At 69.8% G+C, this 24683-nt stretch carries 21 protein-coding genes; 9 read left to right on the top strand and 12 right to left on the bottom strand.

Translation table 11 applies throughout. From position 1 onward, the window contains the following. Window positions 1-25: 25 nt before the first annotated feature. The 5 genes from QHF85_RS12785 to QHF85_RS12805 are packed head-to-tail and all read right to left on the bottom strand — an operon-like array spanning window position 26 to window position 6911. Window positions 26-2425 (bottom strand): hypothetical protein, encoded by a 2400-nt coding sequence (locus QHF85_RS12785; protein WP_281327425.1) that lies wholly within the window; start codon window positions 2423-2425, stop codon window positions 26-28. 46 nt (window positions 2426-2471) lie between these two features. Next, window positions 2472-4457, bottom strand: a complete 1986-nt coding sequence (locus QHF85_RS12790; protein WP_281327426.1) for a sulfatase — start codon at window positions 4455-4457, stop codon at window positions 2472-2474. Between the two features lies 1 nt (window position 4458). Then, the gene (locus tag QHF85_RS12795) at window positions 4459-5052 is read right to left on the bottom strand and encodes a Uma2 family endonuclease (protein ID WP_281327427.1); all 594 of its coding nucleotides are present in this window, start codon (window positions 5050-5052) and stop codon (window positions 4459-4461) included. A 31-nt stretch (window positions 5053-5083) separates the two neighbouring features. Further along, on the bottom strand, window positions 5084-6157 hold the full coding sequence (locus QHF85_RS12800) for a lysylphosphatidylglycerol synthase transmembrane domain-containing protein (protein WP_281327428.1): 1074 nt from the start codon (window positions 6155-6157) through the stop codon (window positions 5084-5086). A 40-nt stretch (window positions 6158-6197) separates the two neighbouring features. Then, window positions 6198-6911, bottom strand: a complete 714-nt coding sequence (locus QHF85_RS12805; RefSeq protein ID WP_281327429.1) for a hypothetical protein — start codon at window positions 6909-6911, stop codon at window positions 6198-6200. 61 nt (window positions 6912-6972) lie between these two features. Here QHF85_RS12805 and QHF85_RS12810 point away from each other — a divergent pair, with 61 nt between their 5' ends. Further along, window positions 6973-7665 carry a 50S ribosomal protein L11 methyltransferase gene (locus tag QHF85_RS12810; protein WP_281327430.1) on the top strand — a complete coding sequence of 231 codons (693 nt, stop codon included), beginning with the start codon at window positions 6973-6975 and terminating at the stop codon, window positions 7663-7665. Window positions 7666-7687: 22 nt separating this feature from the next. Then, window positions 7688-8173, top strand: coding sequence for a GreA/GreB family elongation factor (locus QHF85_RS12815; RefSeq protein WP_281327431.1), 486 nt, complete (start codon window positions 7688-7690; stop codon window positions 8171-8173). Here the strand turns inward: QHF85_RS12815 and QHF85_RS12820 are convergent. From QHF85_RS12820 to QHF85_RS12830, 3 genes are all read right to left on the bottom strand, one after another. After that, a complete protein-coding gene (locus tag QHF85_RS12820) occupies window positions 8170-8703 on the bottom strand; it encodes a hypothetical protein (RefSeq protein ID WP_281327432.1) in 534 nt (177 codons plus the stop codon). The genes QHF85_RS12815 and QHF85_RS12820 overlap by 4 nt on opposite strands. Before the next feature lie 8 nt (window positions 8704-8711). Then, the gene (locus QHF85_RS12825) at window positions 8712-10355 is read right to left on the bottom strand and encodes a long-chain fatty acid--CoA ligase (RefSeq protein ID WP_281327433.1); all 1644 of its coding nucleotides are present in this window, start codon (window positions 10353-10355) and stop codon (window positions 8712-8714) included. Window positions 10356-10456: 101 nt separating this feature from the next. Then, complete coding sequence (locus QHF85_RS12830) at window positions 10457-10867, bottom strand: hypothetical protein (protein ID WP_281327434.1); 411 nt, start codon at window positions 10865-10867, stop codon at window positions 10457-10459. A gap of 310 nt (window positions 10868-11177) precedes the next feature. Between QHF85_RS12830 and QHF85_RS12835 the strand changes: the two genes are divergently transcribed. Beyond that, a complete protein-coding gene (locus QHF85_RS12835) occupies window positions 11178-11987 on the top strand; it encodes a hypothetical protein (protein ID WP_281327435.1) in 810 nt (269 codons plus the stop codon). A 31-nt stretch (window positions 11988-12018) separates the two neighbouring features. Beyond that, window positions 12019-12348, top strand: a complete 330-nt coding sequence (locus QHF85_RS12840) for a hypothetical protein (protein WP_281327436.1) — start codon at window positions 12019-12021, stop codon at window positions 12346-12348. Window positions 12349-12363: 15 nt separating this feature from the next. On the opposite strand, the gene QHF85_RS12845 is transcribed toward QHF85_RS12840, so the two are convergent. Together QHF85_RS12845 and cysS are read right to left on the bottom strand one after the other, a co-directional pair. Next, window positions 12364-13350 (bottom strand): DnaJ C-terminal domain-containing protein, encoded by a 987-nt coding sequence (locus QHF85_RS12845; RefSeq protein WP_281327437.1) that lies wholly within the window; start codon window positions 13348-13350, stop codon window positions 12364-12366. A 71-nt stretch (window positions 13351-13421) separates the two neighbouring features. After that, entirely contained in the window at window positions 13422-14996 is a 1575-nt protein-coding gene (gene cysS, locus QHF85_RS12850; RefSeq protein ID WP_281327438.1) for a cysteine--tRNA ligase, read from the bottom strand. A 107-nt stretch (window positions 14997-15103) separates the two neighbouring features. Here cysS and QHF85_RS12855 point away from each other — a divergent pair, with 107 nt between their 5' ends. From QHF85_RS12855 to QHF85_RS12875, 5 genes are all read left to right on the top strand, one after another. Continuing rightward, window positions 15104-15919: a rhomboid family intramembrane serine protease gene (locus QHF85_RS12855; RefSeq protein WP_281327439.1), complete on the top strand. Its 816-nt coding sequence runs from the start codon at window positions 15104-15106 to the stop codon at window positions 15917-15919. Between the two features lie 89 nt (window positions 15920-16008). Further along, window positions 16009-16539 carry a hypothetical protein gene (locus QHF85_RS12860; protein ID WP_281327440.1) on the top strand — a complete coding sequence of 177 codons (531 nt, stop codon included), beginning with the start codon at window positions 16009-16011 and terminating at the stop codon, window positions 16537-16539. After that, on the top strand, window positions 16532-17377 hold the full coding sequence (locus QHF85_RS12865; RefSeq protein ID WP_281327441.1) for an ABC transporter permease: 846 nt from the start codon (window positions 16532-16534) through the stop codon (window positions 17375-17377). Before QHF85_RS12860 ends, QHF85_RS12865 begins: the two co-directional genes overlap by 8 nt. A gap of 43 nt (window positions 17378-17420) precedes the next feature. Continuing rightward, a complete protein-coding gene (locus QHF85_RS12870; protein WP_281327442.1) occupies window positions 17421-19874 on the top strand; it encodes a hypothetical protein in 2454 nt (817 codons plus the stop codon). 33 nt (window positions 19875-19907) lie between these two features. Next, window positions 19908-20606 carry a hypothetical protein gene (locus QHF85_RS12875; protein WP_281327443.1) on the top strand — a complete coding sequence of 233 codons (699 nt, stop codon included), beginning with the start codon at window positions 19908-19910 and terminating at the stop codon, window positions 20604-20606. On the opposite strand, the gene QHF85_RS12880 is transcribed toward QHF85_RS12875, so the two are convergent. Together QHF85_RS12880 and QHF85_RS12885 are read right to left on the bottom strand one after the other, a co-directional pair. Beyond that, window positions 20603-22597, bottom strand: coding sequence for a cation:proton antiporter (locus QHF85_RS12880; protein ID WP_281327444.1), 1995 nt, complete (start codon window positions 22595-22597; stop codon window positions 20603-20605). The two genes, QHF85_RS12875 and QHF85_RS12880, sit on opposite strands and share 4 nt — an antisense overlap. 66 nt (window positions 22598-22663) lie before the next feature. Then, window positions 22664-24652 (bottom strand): serine/threonine-protein kinase, encoded by a 1989-nt coding sequence (locus QHF85_RS12885; RefSeq protein WP_281327445.1) that lies wholly within the window; start codon window positions 24650-24652, stop codon window positions 22664-22666. Window positions 24653-24683: the final 31 nt, after the last annotated feature.

The raw sequence follows: 24683 nt of genomic DNA on the forward strand, positions 1-24683 counted from the left end.
CAAGGATGGGGGCAGGTGTCGCGGTTCAGCGTTTCCGCGCCCAGATTTCGAGCTTCTTCCAGGCGCCGCTGCTCCTGCGCTCGACGAGAAGCTCGAAGCCCTGGAGCAGCGCCGCCGGCTTCTGCTCGTAACATTGCTTTTCGAGGATCACGTAGTCCGCACTCGGAATCAGCAGCTCCGCCGCCTCCTTCGTGGCGGTCTCGGCTTCGGACGCCGGGAATTCCAGCGCCTTCGGGCCATACGGCAGGATGTGCAGGTCGTTCACGCGGTAAAGCCCCCGCGGCGGCGCGTCCTTCGTGCATCCGAGGAGCAGGGCCGCGTCGTGGAAAGGGGCCGTGATCGCCGCGTCCATCACGCGGCCGAGGACGCCGCCCTCCACGACGCGGCGCTCCGCGAGCCCGCTCCGCGCGAACTCCCAGAACAGGATGTCGGCCGCGATCGAATTCGAGCCGTCGCTCTCTTTTTCGGGCGCGAGGAACGCGTGCGTGACCCCGAGCTCGCGCAATCGCTTGCGCACGCCCTCGGGGGAGCCGGCGCGGCCGTATTCGATGCCGAATTGCCAGAGGTAATTGTCGAGCACCGTCGGATGGCCCGTGCCGAGGTGGCCGTGGTGCGTGTGCATCAGGTGGAGGAGCAGGCGGGATCCCTTCGGTACCTCGGCGCCGAGGGTCTGGAAGCGCCCCTGGACCGCGAAGCGATCCTCGTATTTCTGCTCGAACCCGCCGCTCACGAGATCGATCACGTGCTTGGGCGGCGATTTCGCGTGGACATGCGTCTGGATGAAATACACGTCCCCGCCCCAGACGACCTGCAATCCCACGAGCCCGAAGAGCGCGGCCCGCACGGGACGCCCGAAGGATCGGTAGAGCGAGAGCGCGAGCACCGCCGTGACGGCCGTCATCAGCGGGAGCTGTCCCTGGAGATAACGGTCCTGGTGGTGGACGGAGTACCACGAGAAGATCGCCACGTGGATCCACGCGACGAGAAACCACACGCGCCGGTGCACGCGCACGAGGAGCAAGGCCGGGAGCAAGAGCGTGAAGAGCGAGCCGAAGACGGGGACGTCGCCGTGGAATTTCCCCCAATCGTTCGGGAGAAACGAGAAGAGCCAGAGCGAGCTCATCGTCTCGGCGAGGCCCGCGAGGTCTCGCGTCGGCGCCCACATTTTTCCTTCGAGATAGCCGTACTGGAATCGATACGCGGCGTCCTCGGAGAAGGGATGCAAGTGCAGGAAGCGGTGCGAGAGGGGATAGACGGGGTCGCCGTAAAAGACGAAGTTTTTCAGCCAGAGCGGCGACGTGGCGACGAGGGCGGCGAGGCCGAAGACGAGCGGGGCGAGGAGGGCGCGGCGCGTGGTCCGGGCCGCGCGGATCGATTGCACGAGGAGCGCGAGGGCCGGGAAGGGGACCAGCATGATCGCCACGGTCTCCTTCGTGAGCGCCGCGCCGGCCGCGAGAATGCCGAGCAGGGCGGCGCGGCGCGGATCGAAATCGCGGAGCACGCGGAACGTGCAGAGCGCGATCGGCACGGAATACATGGCGCCGAAGTGATCGGCGCCGCCGCTCACGGAGCTGTCGTAGAGCAGGACGCCCGGGAAGAGGAATCGGACGGCCCAGATCCAGCGAGGATCGGCGCCCGGAGCGAGGCGCCGGACGAGCGCGGGGATGCCAATGACGGTCGTGAACAGAAAGACCGCGAATTCGAGGTGGGCCGCGAGGACCATCCGGTCGAAGAGGCGGCTCTTCGGCAAGAGGAACGCCCAGGTGTAGAGATACGAGCTGAAATGCGGGCGCGCCGAGAAGACCCAGCCCTCGGCCGAAGGGTGCACGCCGCCGTGGATCGCATAATCCTCGGCGATCGCCATGTGCTTCCACCGCGCGTCGAACTGGACGTTTTGCGGGGTGAGCACGTTGAAATACACGAGCCCGAGCCCGAGGCAGCCGAACGCGAGCGCGAGGATCGCCCACGTTCCAAGCTTCGGCGCGCGCCGCGAGGCCCGCGCGAGCACGCGGCGCACGTGCGCGAGGTGGCGCGCGAGGGGCACGGACACGGCGGCGAGCAGGCCGAGCGGGAGGGCGAAAAACGTGGGCGCGCGATAAAGCTGGAAAATCCCCGCCAGGAAGACGAGGATTTCATAGCCGAAGACGCCGACGGCGAGGGCGGTGATCGCGTGTTCGAGGAGCGGGAGGCGCAGGCCGAGGGCGCGCCGGACGAGGACGTGGCCGAGGCCGTAGGCGCCGGCAAGGACGACGAGCACGCCGAGCCACGCGCCGGCGTAATGCCAGACGAGCCATTTCTGGATGGGGTAATGGGCGTGGACGACCTTGCCGAAGAAGGCCATGCCCGCGAGGAGCACGAGGGCGAGGGCGGCGCTCCCGAGGCGCGGGCCCCAGCGGCCCTGGATCCGAGCCTCTCCTGACTCCATGGAGGGCGAGGGCGTAGCTGCCCGGGAGGGCGACGTCAAGCGCGGCTCACCGTCGATACGGGACCACGTAGCCCTCGCGTTTCAGGGTGTGCGTGGCGAGGAACCGGCGCAGGTGCGAGAGCGGCGGGAAGAGGCGCGCCGGGTCGTCCGCGAGGCTCTGCGACTCGCCCGGATCCGAGGCGAGGTCGAAGAGTTCCACGGTGTGGCTGCGATCGTCGACGATGAGCTTCATGCCGTCGCGCAGGACGAGGGCGCGTTTCAGGCGGGTCTCGGCGAGGATCGGGCGCGTGAGCGTGGGGGTCTCGCCGCGCAGATAGGGCACGAGGCTCTGGCCCATGAAGGTGCCGGGCGTGCTTTCGCCGAAGAGATCGAGGATCGTCGGGCCGAGGTCGACGTGCGAGACAGGCGCGTCGACGAGGCGCGGCGCGATCGGCCGGGCCTGCACGATGAGCGGCACGCGCAAGAGCTCGTCGTACAGCGAATTCGCGTGCACCCACTGTCCATGCTCGCCGAACGCCTCGCCGTGATCACTCGTCAGGACGACGACGGCGCGCTCGGCGAGCGGCGTGCGCTCGATCAAGGCGAGCAGACGGCCGATCTGGGCGTCGATGAGGGCGACTTCGCCGAGGTAACGGTCGAACTCGGAGCCGGCCGTGCCCGCGAGGTTGTAGGGGTTGTGCGCGTCGAGGAAATGGATGTACAGGAAAAACGGCTCGCCGTTCACCTTCGCGAGCCGCCCGACCGCCGCGTCGACGAGGGGTTTGCTCATGGTCCAGCGGCTGTTTCCGGCGGGGCGGACGAAGGTCTCCTCGGAGAAACCCCGGACGATTCCATATTGGTTGACGAGCCAGGCCGCGCTCGCGAAGGTGATCGTGGAGACGCCGCGGGCGCGCAAGAGCTCGGGGAAGCGCGGGGTCTCGTCCTTGGCGGGCCAGACGCCGAGCACGGGCCCCGCGTTCGGCGTCCAGTATTGCTGGGAGAAGTACGTGCCCGCGAAGAGCGCCGAGAGGCTGTAGACGGTCTGCGAGCCGGCGGAGCGGGCTGAACGAAAATATACGCCGCGTTTGCGGAGGGAGGCGAGGTTCGGGAGCTTGTCGTCGTACTTGCCTTCGAGGAGGACGTCGTTCCGGAGGCAATCGATGCTGAAGAGGAAGACGGCGGGATTGGCAGGTAAAACCGCGGGGGAGCTCGGCGGTACGGGAGGCGCGGCCTTGCGGTCGACGAACCACGGGGCCATTTCGGGGGGCACGGGGGCGTCGTAGGAAACCATCCTCTCGCGGAGCGCGCCGAGGAACGGCGGGAGCAGCGAGCCGCTCGGGCCTTGCAGGGCCATGGCCACGGTGGGCCGGGGCGGGACGACGACCGCAGCGGCCGCGGCGAGCGAGGCGCCGGCGAGCAGCGGCGTGCGGAGGGGGCGGAGCCGGCGGGCGAAACGGGCGAGGCGCACGGGCAAGGCGGCGCCGGCGAGGGCGGCGGCGAAGAGGGCCGCGGCGACGAAGGCGACGAAGAGGCGCACGCCAGCGTAATCGCCTTCGAGGAGGACGGGGTTCACCGAGAAAAGCGCGGCGGCGACGGCGACGGCGACCCAGCGGAGATAGGGGCGCGCGGCGAGGCGGCCGAGCAGAATGGTGAGCGGAAGGGTGAGCGCGAAGAGCGTGATGGCAAGGACGAGCAGCGCCGGCTGGACCCAGGCGGCGTGGCCCGAGGCGTGGCGCTCGGTGGCCGTCGCGAGGTCCGAGGGCAAGACGAGGGCGCCGAGCGCGAGCGCGAGCACGACGAGCACAGCGGCGGACATGCGTGGGCGCGCGCGGCCGAAGCGAATGTGAAGGCCCACGAGGCCGGCCGAGGCGAGGCCGAGGGCGAGGAAATGCCCGGCATCGAAGGCGTGATGCAAGACGCGCGTGACGAGGCGCGGCGGCAGGATGAAGGACCGCGCGATGGTGATCGCATTCGTGACGGCCGCGAGGATCCACGCGAGGAGGATTGCGTCGGGGCCGGAGACGGTGGTCCGCTGGGGCTCGCTTTCGTTCACTTCACCGAGCCCAAAGCGCGCCGATGTCGATTTCGATGGCCTCGAAAGGCTCGAGCCGCGCGCGATTGTCACCTTCGTACGTATCGAGGTGCGACGAGCGCCCATGGACGAGCCGGAACACCTCGACCAATTGCGCAGCAGGATCGACGAACCACAGGTACTCGACCCCCTCGCGCCGGTAGATTCGCATTTTCTTCCCGCGGTCGATGGCCTGCGTGCCGGGCGAAAGCACCTCGCAGACCCAGTCGGGCGGGAGCGTGATGGCCGCGACGTCCGGCAGCTCGGGCATACGCTCACGTCGCCAGCCCGCGAGGTCGGGCACGAGCTTGTCCGGTCCCGGGCCGAGGTGCAGCTCCGGCTCGTACAGGATGACCCAGCCCCCCGGAGGCTCGTCACCGGGAGGATCGAAGGGACGCAACGTACGATCGAGCATCGAAGCCGCCCGAGCGTGGCGTATCCGCGGTCGCGGCTGCACGTGGAGCTCGCCGTCGATGATCTCCGCGATCTGCTCCGCAGGGACGGCCTCGAACGCCGCCTCGACCTCGGGCGCGTTCCGCTCCTCTTCGTCCTGCTTGCGCGCCGGAACCGCGTTCATGGCTGGATCCTACCACATCCCGGGCGGGCGGTCAGCGCCCCGCCTCCGCCGCGCCTCGCGCGTCCGGTTTGTCCCCGAACGGCGGCGGCGCCAGGTACCACCCGACAAACCCCATCGCCGCCACGCCCACGTAGATCACGAGGAACACGACGAGCCCGTAGATCAAGCCCGCGTCCCCGGGGTGGCCGAGCGCCGGGAAGACCTCCGAAAAAAAGAGCTCGCGCACGCCGAGGCCCGAGACCGAGATCGGCAAGAGGCCGAGCAGGCTCGCGACCGCGAGCAGGCAAACGACGTCGTAAAACGCGAGATCGAAGTGGAGCGATTGCGCGATGAGGTATCCCTGGAGGTAATTGACGCCGAACGCGAGAATCGTGAGCAGCACCGCGGACGCGAGGTGCCGCGGGCGCTGGGCGCGCAGGGCCAGGAGAAAACGATCGAACCCCTCGCCCGTGGGATCGCCGGGCATTTTCTTGTAAAGCGCCCGCATCGCCGTCTGCGCGAACGAGGGGACGAAGAGCACGAGCGGGCCGAGCGCCGTGAAGAGCACGCCGCCCCACGTGAAGAGCGCGAGATCCCCGACGACGACCGAGCTCCATCGCGCCACGCCCACCGCCACGAACCCGACGAGCACGTAAAGGTCGCAGAGCCGATCGACCACGACGACCGCGATCCCTTCGGAATACGGCATCCCGAGGTCGTGGCGGAAGTATTGCGCGCGGAGGACGTCGCCCACGCGGCCCGGCGTGAACATGCCGACGAAGACCGACGAGAGGAAGCCGAGCCAGGCGCGCTTGCGCGGGTAGTCGTAGCCGCGCGCCGAGAGGAGCACGTCGGAGCGGACGATCTTGAGCCAGTAGCTCGCCGCGTTCAGCGCGAATGCGAGCCCGAGCGGCAGGAGCGAGGCCGTCGCGAGCGCATCCCACGCGGCGCGCGCGTCGTGCATGCGCAGGAGCACGACCACGAGCAGGACCGGGCCCACGAGGCGCACGGCGAGGCGCACGAGCGAGCGCGGCGCGCCTTTCTTCGAGGCCTCGTTCGGGGAGGGGTTTGGGGCGAAGGGCGCCTTCGGCGACCCGAAGCCCCAAGCGTTGAAGGGATCGCTCACGGGCGCCTCGGTCTCTCGCACGGAGCGCCGCCTGTCAAGCCTACCGGAGCGATTCCGTGATCACCTTGAAGCGACGCTCCGCCAGGATCGCGTCGTCGTCCGAGCGCTGGATCAGCACCGAAATGGTGTGCTTGCCCTTGCGCAGGACGTAGACCTCGGTCCGCACCGACTCCTTCGCGAGCGTGAACTCGAGCCGCGTCCCCTCGACGTTCTCGCCGCGCAGGCGCCGGGTCACGGTGGTGCCGCTGCCCGGGTGAAACTGGCCGCCGCGCGAGCGCATCTCCTTCTCGATGCCGTCCACGAGCGACTGGCTCAGCGTGTCCGGATCGACATCGATCGAATAGATCTGGATCATCAGGAACGTCGAATCCGCCGCCTCGACCGTGACGCTCGAGACGCCCGTGGAGCGGTCGTCCTCCAGGGTCATTTCTTTCGGATATCGGAAGGAGATCCCGTTGCCCTGGTAATGCAGGACCTGCTTCGATCGGACCGTGGCCTCGAAGCGCTCGCCGCCGAGCTGCACCTCGAAAGGCTTGCCGTCGGCCACGGAGTAGACCTTGCCCCCGATCGAGAGCTCGAACTGGTCCCCAGGGCTCGATACGTCGGGCCCGATCGGCTCTTCACTCGGCGCGGTCTTCGCGACGGAGACCGTGGGCGACGCGCTCTCGGGGCTCTCCGCAGGCTTCGCGGGCGCACAAGCGGCGGTCGCGAGCCCGAGGACGGCACAAATGGCAAGGCGAGCGTTTGCCCACATCGGTCCCTACAGACCTTTTTTCCGCCCGGGCGTCAAGCATCGAGTACGCTCGCGCCCGTCCATGCAAGAGGCCGAGGCGAGGCGGTTCATCGAGGAAAACACGGCCCCGTGCGCGCCGCCGCTCCTGCCCGAGATCCGGCTGCGGCTCGCGACGGAGGTGACGCCGCTCTGGCGCGCCACGGAGGCGTTTCTCCGGACACACGGGATCGAGCCGCCCTTCTGGGCGTTCGCCTGGTCCGGCGGGCAAGCGATCGCGCGGCTCGTGCTCGATCGGCCGGAGATCGTGCGCGGCAAGGTCGTGCTCGATCTGGCCTCGGGCTCGGGGCTCTGCGCGATCGCAGCGGCGCGCGCGGGGGCGCTTCGGGTCGTTGCGGTGGATACGGATCCGCTGGCCGCCGCGGCGATCACGATGAACGCGGAGGACGCGGGCGCGTCGGTGGAAGCGCACGTGGAGGACGTGCTCGGCGCGGCGGTTTTGCCGGCCTGGGCCGAGGCGGCCGAGGTCGTGCTGGCGGGGGACGTTTGTTACGACGCGGCGATGACGCGCGTGGTGTTGCCGTGGCTCGGGGCGCGCGCGGCCGAGGGGAGGACGGTGCTGCTCGGGGATCCGGGGCGCGCCTATCTGCCGAAGGAGGGGATCGAGGAGATCACGCGCTACCGGGTGCCGGTGATCGATGACGTGGAGGGGACGGCAGAGAAATGGGGCGTCGTGTACCGCGTAGCGCTTGCGGGGGGTGGGGCGTCCGTGTCTTGATGCGGGCGCCCACGGAGGGGTTGTGCAGCTCGACAAACAGGCACTCCTGAAGGAACTTCGCGCGCGGCTCACGGAAGAGCTCGCCACGATGGCGCGCATCGCCCAGGAGGCGGCCGCGGCCGCGTCACACGAAGAGAACAAGCCCGAGAACGACAAGGACATGCGCTCGACCGAGGCGTCCTACATCGCGCGGGGCCAGGCCGAGCGGGCGCGGGAGCTCGAACGATCGCTCGCGCTCCTCGGCTCGATCTACGTGCGCACGTTCGCGGAAGGCGACGGGATCGCGGCGACGGCGCTCGTGACGCTCTCGCACCGGGGATCGAAGCTCGTGTGCTTCGTGTTGCCCGCGGCGGGCGGGCAACGCGTGAAGCTCGGCGGGACCGAGGTGCAGGTGGTGACGCCGACGAGCCCGCTCGGCGCCGCGCTGATGGGTTTGTCGGAAGGGGACGAAGCCGAGGTGCCGACGCCGCAAGGGACGAAGGTGTACGAGGTGGAGAGCGTGGCTTAGGGGCGGGGCGCGGGCTGGTACGATTGTCCGTCGAAGTGGAGATCGACGACGTCCGCCTCGAATTCGCCCGCTCGTGAGATGTGCTGGATCAGGCGATAGCCATTCGCCGTCTCGGTGCCTTTGACCTTCAGGTCGAAGGCGTATTCGGGACCCCATACGGGGAGGTATTCCTCCTCGCCGCAGCCGAGGTAGACGCCGCTCATGCATTCATGCGTGCTGCCACAGGTATCGTTGAAGTAGACGATGAGGTCGGGAAAGCGGTCGTCGTTCAGCGAGCCCGCGAAATGGATCGACGTCTGCCCCGAGCCGGGATCCGGGGTCAGCGTGGTGTCGTTCTCCGTCCCCGGCACGCGCTCGATCCGCACGAGCTCGGCGACAGGCGTGCACGGTTCAGGATCCCGAAGCGGCTCGGCGACGAGCGCACCGGTGGATGCATGCGAGGCGCGCGGCGTCGCGACGTCGACGGCTGGCCGGGGCGGGGTTCCGCCGCAAGCGACGAGGGCGAGCGCGAGGAGCAGGGAGGGGCGCATGCGCCGTGTTACTCCGCGGCGCCCTTCTTTTCGAGGTGATCGCCGTAGAGCTCCCGCAGCTTCGTCTTCAAGAACTTGCCGGTCGAGGTGCGCGGGATCTGCGCCATGAAGACGTAATCGTCCGGGAGCCAGAATTTCGCGAATTTCGACTCGATGTGGGCATTGAGCTCCTCCCTCGTGGCGGTCTTGCCCTCCTTGAGCACGATCGCCGCGAGCGGTCGCTCGGTCCATTTCGGGTGCCGGCCCGCGAAGACGGCCGCTTCGAGCACGGCCGGGTGGCTCATGAGCGCGTTCTCCAGCGCGACCGAGCTGATCCATTCGCCGCCCGATTTGATGACGTCCTTCGAGCGATCCGTGATCCGGAGATAGCCCTCGCGATCGATCGTGACGACGTCGCCCGTCTTGAACCATCCATCCGCGGTGAACCGATCCGGGCCCTCGCCGCCGAAATACGAGGAGGCGACCCACGGCCCGCGCACCTCGAGCTCGCCCATGGTCTCGCCGTCCCACGGCAGGATCTTGCCGTCCTCGTCCACATGCCGCTGCTCGACGAACGGCACGGCATACCCCTGCGAGGCTTTACACCCGAGTTTCGCGGCATCGTCTGTGTGGGACAAACTGTGCTTGACCCGCGCGAGCGTGCCGACGGGGTTCGTCTCCGTCATTCCCCAGGCGTGCGTGACGTCGATGCCGTGCCGCGATTTGAACCCGTCGATCAAAGCCGGAGGCGCGGCCGAGCCGCCGATGACCGTGGAGCGGATCGCGGAGAGGTCCCACTTGCCGGGGTGCTGATCGAGGAGCTGGAGGATGCCGAGCCATATCGTGGGCACGCCCGCGGCGATCGTGACCTTTTCGGCGGCCATGAGGTCGAGCAGGCTCGGCGGGTCGAGGTGCGGACCGGGAAAGACGATCTTGGAGCCCGCGGCGATGGCCGCATAAGGCAATCCCCAGGCGGCGGCGTGGAACATGGGGACGACGGGAAGGACCGTGTCGGCTTCGCGGACGCCGATGGTGTCGGCATTGCACACGACGAGCGTGTGGAGGACGGTCGAGCGATGGCTGTAGACGACGCCCTTCGGGTTTCCCGTGGTGCCCGAGGTGTAACAGATCATCGCGGCGCTGCGCTCGTCGAGCGAGGGCCAGGGGTATTCGTCTTTTTCGGGGGCGATGAGCTCTTCGTAATCAATCTCGGCGCCCGTGGCCTCGCCCTGCGCGGGGCAATCGGGCACGACGACGACGTGCCGGACCGAGCGGACCTGGTCGGCGAACTTGCGCCAGAGCGGCAGGAGCGAGCGGTCGACGACGACGACCTTGTCCTCGGCGTGATTGGCGATGTAGCCGAGCTCGTTCGGGTGGAGGCGGAGGTTCAAGGTGTGGACGACGGCGCCCATGGCCGGCGCGCCGAGGTAGACCTCGAGGTGGCGCTGATGATTCCACGAGAGCGTGGCGACCCGATCGCCAGGCCGAACCCCGAGGCGATGGAGCGCGTTCGCGAGCTTGGACGTGCGGCGGTAGAAGTCGGCGTACGTGCCGCGGACGAGGGTCTTGTCCGGGAGGCGCGAGACGATCTCGTTGCGACCGAAGAAGGTGCGCGCGCGTTCGAGGAAATGCGTGAGGGTGAGGGGAAAGTCCATCATGCGTCCGGCAAGCATCGGTCGGTTCCTCTCGTGGATGGGGAGCGGGCGGAGGGATGTTAGCCGGGGTGCGGATGAAAACGGAAGGGGGGTGAGACGGGCGGAGGCTCGCGGCTTGGTCAGCGCGCGCGCAGGCAGATCGCCTCCGGCGCGAGGGCTTCGAGCCGCCTGACAAACTTGCTGGCGATCGGCGACAGGCCCAAGCTGAAGTTGGCTTGGCTGTTCCGGAAGTCCACGAACCACGGGTAGTCGTTGAGGAGAATCGTATCCCGGAACGCCTTGCCCTTTCTTCCGCGCACGAGATTCGCGAATGCTTCGTGGTCCGAGCGTTCAATCTTGTCGATGATGAAGCAATCGGCGAGGAAATATTTTCTCGGCTGATCTATGCCAGCGATTGACCATACCCTTGCGCCGCGGTATCTTGAGACGGATTTGTTCGTGTAGAAGCCGAAGGGAACTTTACCCGTCAGGATGGAGTAGCCCATTTTTTCCGTGTTGTGGTATCCGACGAGGTCTACTCGGTGCACCATCCGAGTCAGGGTACCACCCAGCGTGCTCCCGGCTCGACCCTCCTGCGGCTCCCGCGAGCCTCCCGGCGGTCACCTCCCGACCTCCGGAGGTTGGCTTTCTCTCAAATGGGGTCGCCTGTCGACCTCCCGAGGCTCCCGCGAGCCTCCCGGCGGTCACCCACCGACCTCCGGAGGTTGGCTTTATCTCAAATGGGGTCGCCTGGCGACCGCCCCGCGGCTCCGCCGAGCCTGCCGGCGGTCGCCCACCGACCTCCCCGCCCTCCGTCGAACCGCTACCGCCCTGTACGGTCCCCATGGTAGCGTCCCCACGATGAACCCTCCGCAGAAGAAGAAGCCCCCTGTCGATGCGGACGCCGCCAAGGCCGCATTCGAAAAACTCCTCCCGCGCTTCGAACAGATCCCCAAAGACAGCCTCCAATCACCCAATACGAGCGTCGACGCCGCGGCCATCGTCGCGCTCGGCATCGCCCGGGAGCTTTCCGCACCCGAGACACGCGCCCGCTTCGAGCTCTTGCCCAAGGAGCTCTTCGATATCGCTGCCCTCGATGACCTCGAAGCCGCCGCCCTCGCGGCCTGGTATGCGGCCACCTCGCTCCTCTCCGCCAATGCCCAGGGCACCGAGGCCAAGCTCCCCGTCGAGCTGGTGGACGACGCCACCACGCTCAAGGCGCGGATGCTCAAGGTCGGCGATTACCATTTCGACCCGGCCTCGCCCACCGGCCGCGAGATCGCCGATATCCGCGTGGGCACGGGGTACCGTGACCTCGCCCAGGACCTCGCCCGGCTCGCCCGGCTCTATCGTACCGAAAAGAAGCAGCTCGAAAACGACAAGGTCCACTACAGCGCCGAGGACGCCGCGCGCGCGGACGAGCTTTCCCACCGGATCGTCGCAGAGCTTTCGGCCTCCCGCAGCACGGAGCAAGCGCTCTGGGTCGAGCGAGTCCAGCGCGCCTTTGCGCTGCTCCTCGGCCTGTATGGAGAGGTGACGACGACCGCCACGTGGCTCCGGCGGAAGGAGGGAGGCGCGGCGGCGTATCCGTCGCTCGTCACGGCAGGGCGCGCGGCGAGAAGGGGTCGAGCCGAGGAGCCGCCGGGCGACAACGAAGGTACGGGCGGCTGACGCGCGCGAGCACCAACAGGAGAGGTTTCACATGCAGATCGGACTATCGAAGAACATCGATGCGGAAGGCTGTGAGAAGTGCAAAGAGTTTCGGCCCTGGTGGGGCACCATTGCCAAGATCGCGGCGCAGCTACATGCGCACGGCGTAACTTGGCCGAACTTCCTCATCATCCATGGCAAGCACCTGAGCTGTCGCGATGCGCCCGACGCCGGCGACTTGGATAGGACCGTTTACGTCATCGCAACGGATGAGCACGGCAAAGAGGCGAAGGGACAACCAATCTTCACGACGAAGGCAGGCTACTACGTCGGGGTGAACAGCATCCTGGATGGGAGTGCATTCGTAGAGCGAAATCGGTGAGGCGTAGAGCCGCCTTCAGAACCGCAATTCCTTCCGCAACTCGTCCCCCGGCACGTCGAGCTCCTTCACCGCCTCGGCCACGCGCGGTTCGTCCTCCGTGCGGATGTGGATCAAGAATCGCACGTACAGGTCCCCCGGCTCTTTTCCTTTTCGCGCCACGCCTTTTCCTTTGAGCCGGAGCACCTGCCCGCTCTGCGTGTGCGCCGGGACCTTCAAGGTCACCTCGCCGTCCGGCGTCGGTACCTTGACCTTCCCGCCGAAATACGCCTCGCCGATGCTCACCGGCACGTCGAGACGGAGATCGTCGCCCTCGCGCTTGAACAAGGGGTGCGGCGTCACGTGGATCGTCAGCAGCAAATCCCCGGCAGGCCCGCCGCCCATTCCAGGCCCGCCCTGCCCAGGGACACGAATGCGGCTGCCCTCGTTCGCGCCCGCAGGAATGCGCACCGTCATCGGCTCCTCGCCCTCGCGCTGGAGCTGCACCGTCGTGCCCTTCACCGCCGACACGAAGTCGATCGTCACCTCGCTCTCGACGTCCTGCCCCTTGCGCGCACGCACGCCCCCGCGCGCGCCGCCGCCGCGGCCCCGCCCGAAGAGGTCGCCGATGTTGCCGAAGAGGTCGCCGAAATCGCCGGACGCGGCGCCGCCGCCGCCGCCCCCACCCCCGAAGATCTCCTCGACGTTGAACGGCACCCCGCCGCCGGCTCCGGCCGGCCCGCCGGCTCGGCCGCGGCCTCCGCCGTACTGACGCACGAACCGCGCTCGCTCCGCGTCGAAGCCCTGCTGCAGGGCTTCGTCGCCGAACTCGTCGTAGAGCGCGCGCTTCTGCTTGTCCGACAGGACCTCGTGGGCGTGGTTGATCTCCTTGAACTTCGCCTCGTTCGCCTTTCCAGGCGCCTTGTCCGGGTGGTACTGGACGGCGAGCTTACGGAAAGCTTTCTTGATGGTGTCTTCGTCAGCGTCCCGGGCGACGCCGAGCACGGAATAAAGGTCGCGAGCCATGGGCCGGGGGAAGGGTAATTCCCGGATCTGGCTACGTCACGGGGGGCAGGTAGGAAACGTACGGGCGAGCTCTACACGCCGATGCGCCAGGTCGTCCCGGTCGGGTTGTCCGCGACCTCGATCCCGAGCGCCTCGAGCTCCTTACGGATCGCGTCGCCCAGCGCGAAGTCCTTCGCCTGCCGCGCCTGTCGCCGCTCCTCGAGCCGCGCCGTGATCTCCTCGGCCGTCTTGTTCAGGATCGACAGCCGCCGCGCCTGCGTGCGCCCGCGGTAGACGGCCATCGGCGTCTGCAAGATGCCGAGCGGCTCGACCGAGGACCAGAGCGCGCGCGCCAGCATCTTCGCCACGAGCGGCGCCGCCTGCGCGATCTCCGGGTCCTTGCGGCGCTTCTGCGCGAGGTCCACGAGCTCGTTGCCCGCGCGCGCGACCTCGCCCACGACCGCCAGCGCGACGGGCGTGTTGAGGTCGTCGTCGAGCGCCGCGTCGATCTTGCCGCGCGCCGCCGACGCGAGGTCCATCATCGGCGCCATCTCCTTCGGCAAACGCATCGTCGGCGCCGGCGCGTCGTCGCCGCCCGTGGCGCCCTTCGCGAGCTCGGCCAGCGAGCCGAGCCGGCCGAGCGTGTGATAGAGGTAATCGACCCGCCGCTCCGCCTCCAGGATGCCCGGGAAGACCACACGCCCGTCCTCGCGCTTCTCCGTCTCGAAGGCGATCGGGCCGCGGTAGTGCACCGTGAGCAGGAAGTACCGGAGCGCCTCGGGGTCGTTGCGCTGGTAGACGTCGCGGATCGTGACGAAGTTGCCGAGCGACTTCGCCATCTTCTCCTTGTCGACGTTCACGAAGCCGTTGTGGATCCACAGCGAGCAGAACGGCCCCTCGCCCGGATGCGCCGCCTCGCTCTGCGCGATCTCGTTCTCGTGGTGCGGGAAGACGAGGTCCATCCCGCCGCAGTGCACGTCGAAGCCGTAGCCGAGGTAGCGCTCGCTCATCGCCGAGCACTCGATGTGCCAGCCAGGGCGGCCCTTGCCCCACGGGCTGTCCCAGCCCCACGTGCAGTCGCCTGCGCCCTTCCAGAGCGCGAAATCGAGCGGATCGTGCTTCTGCTCGGAGACCTCGACGCGCGCGCCCGAGCAGAGGTCCTCGATGTGCCGGTGCGAGAGCTTGCCGTACTCCGCGAAGGAGCGGACCGCGTAGTAGACGTCCTTCGAGCCGTTCGGCATGTCGGCGACGTACGCGTTGCCGTTTTTGATCAGCGTCTCGATGATCCGGATGATGTCGTCGATCGAGTCGGAAACGCGCGGCTCGTGGTCCGGGTCCTGGCAGCCGAGCGCGCGGATGTCCTCCTGGTAGAGCGCCGCCATGCGGGCCGAGAGGTCGAGCGGCGTCTCGCCCTTCTCCTTGGAGCGCGCGAGGATCTTGTCGTCGACGTCCGTCACGTTGCGCGTGTAGACGACGCGCACGCCCTGGCTGCGCAGGTGCCGCACGAGCACGTCCGGCGCGAGCGCGGCGCGGGCGTGGCCGACGTGCGCGACGTCGTAAACGGTGGGGCCGCAGCAGTAGACGCGCACCTCGCCGGCCTTTTTGGGCACCAGCTGGGTCAGCTTGCCGGTCATCGTGTCGTGGAGGCGTAGACCGATCGGAGGCATCGCGTTCTCCGTCTACCAGCACGGTCCACGCCTGTCACGAGGGGGAAGGCGGACCCTCGTGTCCTTGAAAGACCGGCATGGCCTGCGCATGGTAAGGCAGTCCCGCCATGTTGCCCCTTCGAGACCGCCTGCCGGCTCGGCGCCGCCCCTACGTCAACTGGCTGATCATCCTCGTGAACCTCGGCGTCTTCGTGTGGACGCAGGCGCTCATCTCGGTGGCCGGCCCCCGCGGCACCGAGGGGAGGGCCTTCGCGCTGCTCATGGAGTACGGCCTCGTGCCCGCGCGCCTCGTGCAAGAGCCCATCGCCGCCCTGCCGACGGTGTTCTCGAGCATGTTCATGCACGACCCGTCCGGGTGGGCGCACATCGGCGGCAACATGCTCTACCTCTGGATCTTCGGCGACAACGTCGAGGACGCCATCGGCAGCAAGCGGTACGCGCTCTTCTACGTCCTCTGCGGCCTCTGCGCGGCGCTCGCGCAGGTGGTGGTGAACCCGTCGTCGGTCGTGCCCATGGTGGGCGCTTCGGGCGCGATCTCGGGCGTGCTCGCGGCGTACGGGTCGCTCTACCCGCGCTCGCCGATCACGGTGCTGAACCCGATCGTCCCGCTCTGGCTCTTCTTCGGGATCTTCTTCGAGCTCCCGGCCTGGGTGATCATCCTCGAGTACTTCGTGCTGAACCTCTTCAGCGGCATCCGCTCGGTCGGCGGGTCGGGCGGCGGGGTCGCGTTCTTCGCGCACCTCGGCGGGTTCGTCGCGGGTGCGCTGCTCATCCGCGTGTTCATGCGGGACAAGCCTCCTCGCGAGCACGACCGCTGGACCCAGCTCCGCCCACCCGCCCCGCGAACCAAGTCTCCCTACGGTCGGCCTTACGGCGCCCCGCCGCCGCGACGGCCCCAGGGCGGGGACCCGTGGGGCTGGTGAGAAACGGAGTACGCAGTCTGTCACAGCATGGTCAGGTCGTCGGTTTCCGCCGGAGACGCTCTCTTCGGCGTGTTAGCTTCGCCCGCGCGATGGGAATGCCCTTTCGTCGCCCCCGAGCGCTCGTGCTCGGCCTCTGCCTCGCGGTCTTCGGGATCGGAGCCTGCGGAGCGCCGAGCTTCACGGGCTCGGTGTACCGAGGGACCGGCTACGCCTTCCGCGTGCCGACGCCGCCCGCGACGTGGAAACAGATCGAGCTCGACGGCCAGGCCCTCGCGTTCGAGGACACGGCGAACGACGCGATGATCGCGGCCTCGGGTCGTTGCAAGGTGGACGGCGAGGACGTGCCGCTCCGCTCGCTCGTGCAGCACCTCTTCTTGCAGTTCACGGACCGCGAGGTGGTGAGCGAGGAGGTCGTGCCGTTCGACGGGCGCGAGGCGCTGCACACGGTGGTGACGGCGAAGCTCGACGGCGTGCCGCGGCAGTTCGACGTGTGGGTGCTGAAGAAGGACGGCTGCGTCTACGACCTCTACTGCATCGCCGATCCCGCGGGCTTTTCGGCCGCGGTCGGGCCGTTTCGCGCGTTCGTCAAAGGCTTCGCCACGGTGCCCGGCGATGAGTAGCCAGACCTCGGGCGTGGAGTCGCAGAAGCCGAAGTCGCTGCCGGGGCTGCCGCCGGAGCCGCCGTTCTACGAGCGGCTCGCGCAGCGGGGGACGAACTTCCTCGTGCACCTCGCGCAGATCGGGCGGATGACGCGCGAGACGTTCGCGGCGATGTTCCAGAGACCGTTCGAGCTCCAATCGACGATGCACCAGATGGAGCAGCTCGGCATCCGATCGCTCGGGATCGCGTGCGCGACGGCGCTCTTCACGGGCATGGTCATGGCGGTGCAGTTCGCCTTCGGCCTGCAGAAGTTCGGCGGCATGGAGTACACGGGCCGCGTGATCGGTCTGTCGTTCTCGCGCGAGCTCGCGCCGACGCTGACGGCGGTGATCGTGGGAGGTCGGATCGGATCGGGCATCGCGGCCGAGGTGGGCTCGATGGCCGTGACGGAGCAGATCGACGCGATCCGCGCGCTCGGGGCGGATCCGATGAAGAAGCTCGTGGTGCCGCGGCTCGTCTCCTGCGTGATCATCATGCCGGTGCTCGGCGCGCTGGCGCTCGTGATCGGCTTCTCGGGCGCGATGATCATCTGCGACTGGCAGTTCGGCATCCCGTGGGGGTTTTTCCTTCGCTCCGCGCTCGGCTCGATGAACTTCCGCGACTTCTGGATGGGGCTCATGAAGTGCCCGTTCTTCGGTGCGATCATCGCGCTCGTGGGCTGTCACTTCGGCATGATCACGCGCGGCGGCACCGAGGGCGTGGGCCAGTCGACGACGCGGGCCGTCGTGGGCGTGTCGATCTCGATCCTCGTGGCGGACTTCGTGCTCACGAAGCTCGGGTTCATCATTTTCGGCTGAAGAACCCCTTTGACGGATGCGCGCGATGAGAGACGATGCGCGCGTGGCGGAACGTATCGTGGTGAGCTTCCACGGGCCAAACGGCTCTTTGGCGAGCTCCGGATCGGGGTATCTCGAGAGATCGCTCTCGATCCTGAAGCGCGCAGAGGCTCATGGCGGCGCGCTCTGCGCGTGGAGCGGCGAGGCGTATAGCGTCGACTTCGCCGCCGAGGCGCTCGACGAGGCGCTCGGGTTCACGCTCGAACAGGTGGCAGAAGCGCAGGACGGCGAGCCCTTGCGGATCGGGATCGCGCAAGGCGAGATGCAGCCGATCGGCGCGCAGGGCGGGCTCGCGTGGGGCAAGCCGCTCGTCCGCGCCGAGCGGCTCGCGGCGATCGCGCGCCCCGGTGAGGTGCTGCTCGATGCGGACGTCGCGGCGGTGCAGTCGGGCGACCTCGTGACCGCGGGGCTGCGTCGAGGGCGTGCCGCGGACGGCTCGATCGTGCGAGGCCTGCGGCTCGACATCTACGCGCCGCTCCGAGGCGACACGCTGGCGAACGTGCTCAAGCTCGTGCTCGCGCCGGAGCTCGTGGGCCGCGAGGAGGAGCTCGGCAAGCTCACGGTTCCGCTCGGGTGCGCAGGGCTTTTGCGGGCGGCGCCGGGCGCGGGCGGGACGCGGCTGCTTCAGGAGCTCGCGCGCAGGCTCGCGCCGCCGCGGTCCTTGCGGATCGCGCCGACGTTCTTGCCACGCGAGCCGCTCGGGGCGCTGCGCAACGCGTTCGCGCGGTCGCTCGGGCGGGAAGAACCGCCGGCGCTGCCGGAGGCGCTCGCCGCGGCGTTCAACAAGCTCCTCGCGGGGGAAGGGATCGACCCGCGGAGCGCCGCCGAGCTCGTGGATGCTTGGCTCGCGCCGGTGGATGGGCGATCGGGTCTGCTCACGGTCGACGACGTGGCGTTGATCGACGTGGCGACGCTGGAGGTGGTGTCGCAGGCGATCCCGGCGCCGGGGTTCTTCCGGTCGGTCGTGCGTCTCGACGTGGAGGAGGCGCTGCCCGAGGTGCTCTCGTCGATCCCTGTGGTCGCGGAGGTGACGCTGGGCCCGCTGCCGAAAGAGGCGGCCGTGGCGCTCGCGCGCGCGTTCTGCGGCGGCGCGATCACGCAGGAAGCCGCCGAGAGGTGGGCGCGTCGCGGAGAAGGGATGCCGCTCGGGATCCGCGAGGCGCTCGCGGAGGGGCTCTCGACGGGAGAGCTCCGGTGGGCCGGAGACGTCGCCGAGCCGCGGGATCGCGCGAGCGGTCGAGGCGCGCCGGCGCCGGCGCACGAGTGGATCGTGCGGCGCGCGACGTGGCTCGAACCTGGCGAGCGCGCGGCGCTCGTGGGCGTCGCGCTGCTTGGCGCGGATGCGCCGAGCGAGATCGTGGACGCGGTGTCGACGCTGATGGCGGGCGCGGGCGCGCGCGTGGCCGTCGTGGAGGACGCGCTCGTCGGCGCGGGATGGGCGTACCGGCCGGAGGAAGGCTGGCTCGCGATCGCGTCGAGGACCACGGCGCGCGCGTTGATCGGTCTGCTCGACGCAGGGACGCGCGAGCTCTGGCATCGCATGGCCGGTCGCGTGCTCGAGCAGAACGTGGGGCCGCTCGGGCTCGCGGAGCCGGCGTATCACGCGGCCGTCGCGGGGGAGCGTGCGTCGGCGGCGGTGCTCGCGGCGGAGGCGGCGCTCGCAGCGGCGGGCGCGGGCCTGCGCAAGGCGGCGGCGGCGCTGATCGACGAGGCGCGCAGCCTCGATCCGGACGTGCAGGTGCCAGAGCTGTCGGACGAGGGCGAGCTGCTCGTCGATGCGCCCGCCGAGGAGCTGTCGATCGCGTCGATCATCGAGGCAGCGATGGGGGAGGGGGGACAGATGCGCGCATCCGATCCGCACCCGCCGTCGTCGCTCGGATCGCTCTCGCCCGACAGCCTGAGCGCGCGAGGCGAAGGGGTGGCGGCGTACGGGCTGCCGTCGAAGCCCTCGGTGGCGGAGGCGGTCGAGGCGCTCGGCGACGATCCGGCTGCGGTCGAGGATCCCGTGGTGATGGCGGAGCGGCTGTCGAAGCTCCTGCGCGAGGCGCTCGTCGAGGGCGACATCAAGACGGTAGAGGACATCCTCGTGCGGCTCCGGGTGACGGGCGAGCACGACGCGCTCGTCGATCGGATGGGCGCGTTCGTGCTGCTCGCGCGACGCGAGCCCGGCGAGGCGCTGCGCAAGCTGAAGGAAGCGGTGGACTCGGCGAGCTCGCCGCGCGCGCGCGTCCGTGCGCGGCTGTCGTACGGCATCGGGCTCGCGTCGGCGGGCGACATGGATCGCGCGCTCATGGAGACGCTCACGGCGCTCGCGCGCGCCCGGGAGGCGTCCGATCAGCGCGCCGAGCAAGCCTGCGCGCGCTTCCTCGCGTACCTGTCGGCGGCGATGGGTCAGCCGCAAGCGGCGATGGTCTGGACCAAGGTCGCGCAGACCTCCGGAGAGGCGCTCCGCGGTTGACAGGCCCGGGGCGGCCGAGCAAAAGCGTTTCTCATGAGCGCGACCGTCCCCCCTTCCGCCGAACCCGCGCGGGAGCGTCGCGCGCGCCGCGTGATCGCCGCGCTCCTCGTGATCTCCGCGCTCGGCTTCGCGGCCGCGCTCGTGACGTACCTGAAGTACGCCGCGCTGTGGCTGCGCCCGCCGCCGCGCTTGCCGCCGTGTGTGCTCGCCGCGCGGCGCGGGCTCGTGCGCGAGGAGCCCGTCATGGGATCGATCCCCCACATGACGCCGGAGGGCAACACCGTGTACCTGCGGCCGAACGAGGATCGGGCCGTGGGTTGCCTCGGGCGCATGTCGTCGCCGGTCGCGTCGGCCTTGGCGGGGGCCTTCGCAGAGATCGAGCCCGCGGCCCGGATGCGCGCGCTCACGGCGGTCATGAAGAACCACGTGCCGCGGGATCCTTCGGCCGATCGGGAGGCGCTCGCGGCGTGGATGCTCGTGTCGGGGGCGATGCGCGCGTTGCCCGAGACGCCGGAGACCACGGCCACGCGGGACGAGATCGACCAGATGAACGCGTGCCGCTTCGCGATGCGCTCGACGTGCTCGACGCGTCCTCCGGTCCCGCTCCTCGTGTGGGCGGCGGGCGTTCCCTCGTCGTTTGGCTTGCTCTTCGGCGCGGGCGTCGGCGTGCGCGCGCTCGTGCACCTCGTGCGCGAGCGTCGCCGGCGCAAGCGGGCTGAGGCCACCGCCTAGTCCCCCTCGTCGAGCAGGCGCACCGCGCCCTCGATCGCGACGAGCTTGCCGACGAGGTAGAGCACGTCGCTCTCGCGGAACGGCGCGCTCGCGGTGACGTCCTCGCAGAGCGATCCGTCCCTGCGTATCGCCACGAGGCTCGCGCCCGTCTTGCGGCGCAGATCGAGGTCGAGCGGGCTCTTGCCGCACGCGTAGGAGCCGCGCCGCACGAGGAACGTCTCCACCTTCAGCTCGCCGAGCTCGGGCAGCTCCGAGAGCGTGGGCCGCTGCAGCGTCTGCTTCCGGATGAAGAGCCCCTTGCTCTCGCGGCGCGCGACGTTGACGCGCTCGATGATCACGTTCCGGGGAATGCCGCGTCGACGCAGCACACGCGCGATCATCTCGAGCCCGGCTTCGAGCTCCTCGAAGACGACCTCCTCGGCGCCGAGCTCGGTGAGCGTGCGGTCCGCGGCGATGTAGTGCGCGCGCACGAGCACGGGGATCTTCGGCGCGCTCTGCTTCGCGGCGGACACGGCGCGGCGCGTGGCCTCGGGGTCGTTGATGAGCAGGACGAGCGCCGCGGCGTGCTCGACGCGCGCGCTGGCGAGCGCCTCGGGGCTCGTGACGTCGGCGTAATACGCGGGCTCGCCGGCCTCGCGCGCGGCGCGGACGGTCTCCGCGTTCAGCTCGAGCACGAGGTACGGCACCGACGTCTCGGCGAGCGCGCGCGCCAGCATCTTTCCTGCGACGCCGTACCCCACGATGATCACGTGCTCCGAGAGCGCGGAGTGCTCGGGCATCGGCTCGTCGATGCCGCGCGCCCCGAGCAGGCGTTCGAGCGGCTTCAGGATCTTCTCGCCGGCGCGCACGCGCGGCGCGAGGCGCATCGCGAGCGGCGTGATGATCATGCTGAGCACGCCCGCCGCGAGCAGCGCCCGATCCTCGCGCTTCGTGATGAGCCCGTTCCGCTCGGCGAGCGTCGCGAGCACGAAGCCGAACTCGCCGAACTGCGCGAGCCCCACGCCGGCGAGCCACGCGACGCGCGCAGGAAAACGCATCGACAGGGCCGAGAGCGTCGCGATGAACCCTTTTCCGAGGACGAACGCCGCGAGGTACAGGCCGACCGAGAGCGGCTCTTCGATGAGCACGCGCGCGTCGAGCAGCATGCCGAGCGAGACGAAGAACAGGCTCGTGAACGCGTTGCGCAGCGGCAGGACGTCGCCGATCGCGCGGTGCGCGTACTCGCTGCCCGCGAGCAGGATGCCCGCGAGGAACGCGCCGAGCGCGAGCGAGAGGCCGGCGAGGGACGTGAAGAACGCCGTCGCGAGGCAGATGCCGAGCACGGCCATGACGAAGAGCTCGCGGCTCCGCGCGCGGTCCACCAGCGCGAAGAACCGCGGCACGAGCGAGCGAGCCACGACCACCGTGACCAGCACGAGCAGCGCCGCCTTGCCGAGCGCGAGCAGGAGATCATGCGCCGGATCGCCGCCGGATTTGCCGGCGAGGATCGGGATCACGAGCACCATCGGCACGACGCAGAGGTCCTGGAAGATCAGCGCGCCGACGATGAAGCGTCCGTGCGGCGCGTCGACCTCGCCGCGCTCGGCGAGCGTGCGGAGCACGAGCGCGGTGCTCGAGAGCGCGAACAAAAAGCCGAAGAGGATCCCACGTGAGAGCGGCTGCCCCGCGAGGCGTGCGCAGAGGACCGACGCGAGGATCGTGAGGCCCACCTGGAGCGAGCCGCCGATCGTGACGGTCTTGGCGATCTGGCGAAGCCGCTCGAGCGAGAACTCGAGGCCGATGCCGAAGAGCAGGAGCACGACGCCGATCTCGGCGAGCGACTGGATGCGGTGTACGTCGTTGAGCAGCCCGAAGCCCGTGGGCCCGATGAACGCGCCCGCGAGGAGGAGCCCAGCGACGACGGGCAGGCGCACGCGGCCGAGGACGAGGACGACGAGGACGCCGACGATCGAGATGATCGCGAGATCTCGGAGGATCGGGATCTGCTCCATGGTCCGCCGCGCGCGGGCGTGCAGCGCGCCCGTGCGGGACGTGGATGCATGAAGCGCGCGCGGGGCTCAGCGCGAGGGCGGCGTCCCGCGGGTGAGCGCCTCGAGCGCCGCGCGGTCCTTCTCGGCCGCGTCCGGCGGGGCGGGCTTTCGTGGCCACGCGAGCTCGATCTCCCCGTCGAACCAGTAGAGGTGCTGCGCGTCGACGTGGCCGTGCGCCCCGCCCACGGCCGCGAGCGCCGCGAGGGCCTGCCCGAGCCGCTCGATCGCCTCCGCGTCGATCGCCCGCGGCGCGTCGGCGAGCGCCTTGCCGAGCGGCGGCGCCACCCAGATCTCGCCGGCCGCGCGATCCACGCGAAGCACCGTCGGCAGCGCGGGAGACCCGGCCCGCGCAAAGGCGCGCGCGCGGGCGAGGGACGCCTCGTCCATCGGGATCACGAGCACCTCGCGATCGAGCCATGCGTCGTGGCGCAGGCTCGCCATGTCGCGCCCGTCGCCGAGCGCGAGCGGCGGACCGAGGCGCTCGCCTTGCCTCGGCGCGGCGGGCCGCTCGCTCCCGTTCGTCGCGGCCGCCCATCGCCTTGGAAGCGCCTCCGGCCAGCGCAGCGCCGATAGCGCGCGCCGCGCCTCGAAGGCGTCTTCCGGCCGTCGATCCGGCTCTTCCGCGAGCAGCGTGGCCACGGCGGCGTCGTGCTCCGGCCCGAGCTCGGGGTTCTTCTCGCTCGGTGCTCCTCCCTGGAAGCGCCCGCGCATCGGCTCGGCCGCTTCGCCCGTGAGCAGCTCGTAAAGCACGGCGCCCACCGCGTAGAGATCACTCGCGATCCCCGCGGGACGACCGAGCCGCTGCTCAGGCGACATGTACGCGTACGTGCCGATCGCGCCGGCGGTCGCCGTGCTCGACAGGTCGCCGAGGTGCGCCGCGCCGAAGTCCGACAGCATCGCCGTGCCCGCGTCGTCGAAGAGCACGTTCGCGGGCTTCACGTCGCGGTGCAGGATCCCGAGCCGGTGCGCCTCGCCGAGCGCCGACAGGAGGAGGCAAGCGATCTCCACGGCCCGCGCTGGCGCCATCGGCCCCTCGCGCATCTTGTCCGCGAGTGACCCGCCGCGCATGAACGCGAGCACCATCGCCGGCCCCTCCGGCACGTACTGGTGGAGCGGCACCACGTTCGGATGGCGCAGCCGTTCGAGCGCGCGCGCCTCTCGTTCGAAGCGTTGCAGCGCGTCGCGCCCCGCGCCCTCGACGAGCCCGCTGAAGATCTTCACCGCGACGCGCTCGCCGCTGATCCGATCGGTCGCCTCGACGAGCCGCGCGTGCGCCGACGACGCGATCTCCCGCGTCGTCTCGTACCGGCCGAACAGGACCACGCCCCCGCCGCGCCGATCGTTTTTCCGGGCAGACCCGCCCGTCGCGTCCTTCGCGGGCGGCTCCTCGTGCACCCCGAGCCGCGCCATCTCCGCGCGCGCCTCCCGTGCGGCCTCGGCGAGCCCCACCTCCTCGAAGCACCGCGCGAGCAGCGGCAGCGCTGCGGCGCGCTCCGGGGCCGACGCGTCGATCTGCTGCAGCGCCTTGATCGCCCCCTCGGTTCGCCCGTGCCGCGCGAGCAGCGCGCCCAGCGCGAGCCTCGGCGCGGCCTGATCCGGTCGCTGCCGCAGCGCCGCTTCGAGCGCCCGCGCCGCCTCGGCCGGTTGCCCTGCGCGTTCGAAGCTCTCGGCCGCGAGCAGCACCTCGCCGGCCGTGACGAACGCGCTCGCCGCCTCTGCGTGCTCCCCGAGCTGTGCGTAGAGCGTCCCGGCGTACCTGCCGAACCCGCGCGATCCGAGGTCCGACGCCGCCGCGAGCGCCACCTCCTTCGGCAGACGCTCCGCGATCCGCGCGATCGCCTCCCGCGCCGTCGCCTCATCGCCCCCGAGCGCGGAGAGCCGCGCCGCCCGCCGCGCGTCCCCTGCGAGCAACGCCTCCCGCGCCGCCCCCACGAAATCACACGCCTCTTCCAGCCTTCGCGAGGCCTCCGCGTGCGTCCGGGAACGCTCTGCCGTCTCGCGCTCGTCGGGGTTCATCGCTCGGTCCCCGCTGGTTTGGCCAGACGAA

The organism is Polyangium sp. 6x1 (genome assembly GCF_029946515.1).
Classification (GTDB): domain Bacteria; phylum Myxococcota_A; class Polyangia; order Polyangiales; family Polyangiaceae; genus Polyangium.

What these genes read in the sequence shown, in the direction of transcription:
- QHF85_RS12785 (WP_281327425.1), bottom strand. Translation starts at nt 2,425, where the DNA reads ATGGAGTCAGGAGAGGCTCGGATCCAGGGCCGCTGGGGCCCGCGCCTC.
- QHF85_RS12795 (WP_281327427.1), bottom strand. Translation starts at nt 5,052, where the DNA reads ATGAACGCGGTTCCGGCGCGCAAGCAGGACGAAGAGGAGCGGAACGCG.
- QHF85_RS12805 (WP_281327429.1), bottom strand. Translation starts at nt 6,911, where the DNA reads ATGTGGGCAAACGCTCGCCTTGCCATTTGTGCCGTCCTCGGGCTCGCG.
- QHF85_RS12810 (WP_281327430.1), top strand. Translation starts at nt 6,973, where the DNA reads ATGCAAGAGGCCGAGGCGAGGCGGTTCATCGAGGAAAACACGGCCCCG.
- QHF85_RS12820 (WP_281327432.1), bottom strand. Translation starts at nt 8,703, where the DNA reads ATGCGCCCCTCCCTGCTCCTCGCGCTCGCCCTCGTCGCTTGCGGCGGA.
- QHF85_RS12825 (WP_281327433.1), bottom strand. Translation starts at nt 10,355, where the DNA reads ATGCTTGCCGGACGCATGATGGACTTTCCCCTCACCCTCACGCATTTC.
- QHF85_RS12830 (WP_281327434.1), bottom strand. Translation starts at nt 10,867, where the DNA reads ATGGTGCACCGAGTAGACCTCGTCGGATACCACAACACGGAAAAAATG.
- QHF85_RS12835 (WP_281327435.1), top strand. Translation starts at nt 11,178, where the DNA reads ATGAACCCTCCGCAGAAGAAGAAGCCCCCTGTCGATGCGGACGCCGCC.
- QHF85_RS12840 (WP_281327436.1), top strand. Translation starts at nt 12,019, where the DNA reads ATGCAGATCGGACTATCGAAGAACATCGATGCGGAAGGCTGTGAGAAG.
- QHF85_RS12845 (WP_281327437.1), bottom strand. Translation starts at nt 13,350, where the DNA reads ATGGCTCGCGACCTTTATTCCGTGCTCGGCGTCGCCCGGGACGCTGAC.
- cysS (WP_281327438.1), bottom strand. Translation starts at nt 14,996, where the DNA reads ATGCCTCCGATCGGTCTACGCCTCCACGACACGATGACCGGCAAGCTG.
- QHF85_RS12855 (WP_281327439.1), top strand. Translation starts at nt 15,104, where the DNA reads ATGTTGCCCCTTCGAGACCGCCTGCCGGCTCGGCGCCGCCCCTACGTC.
- QHF85_RS12860 (WP_281327440.1), top strand. Translation starts at nt 16,009, where the DNA reads ATGGGAATGCCCTTTCGTCGCCCCCGAGCGCTCGTGCTCGGCCTCTGC.
- QHF85_RS12865 (WP_281327441.1), top strand. Translation starts at nt 16,532, where the DNA reads ATGAGTAGCCAGACCTCGGGCGTGGAGTCGCAGAAGCCGAAGTCGCTG.
- QHF85_RS12875 (WP_281327443.1), top strand. Translation starts at nt 19,908, where the DNA reads ATGAGCGCGACCGTCCCCCCTTCCGCCGAACCCGCGCGGGAGCGTCGC.
- QHF85_RS12880 (WP_281327444.1), bottom strand. Translation starts at nt 22,597, where the DNA reads ATGGAGCAGATCCCGATCCTCCGAGATCTCGCGATCATCTCGATCGTC.
- QHF85_RS12885 (WP_281327445.1), bottom strand. Translation starts at nt 24,652, where the DNA reads ATGAACCCCGACGAGCGCGAGACGGCAGAGCGTTCCCGGACGCACGCG.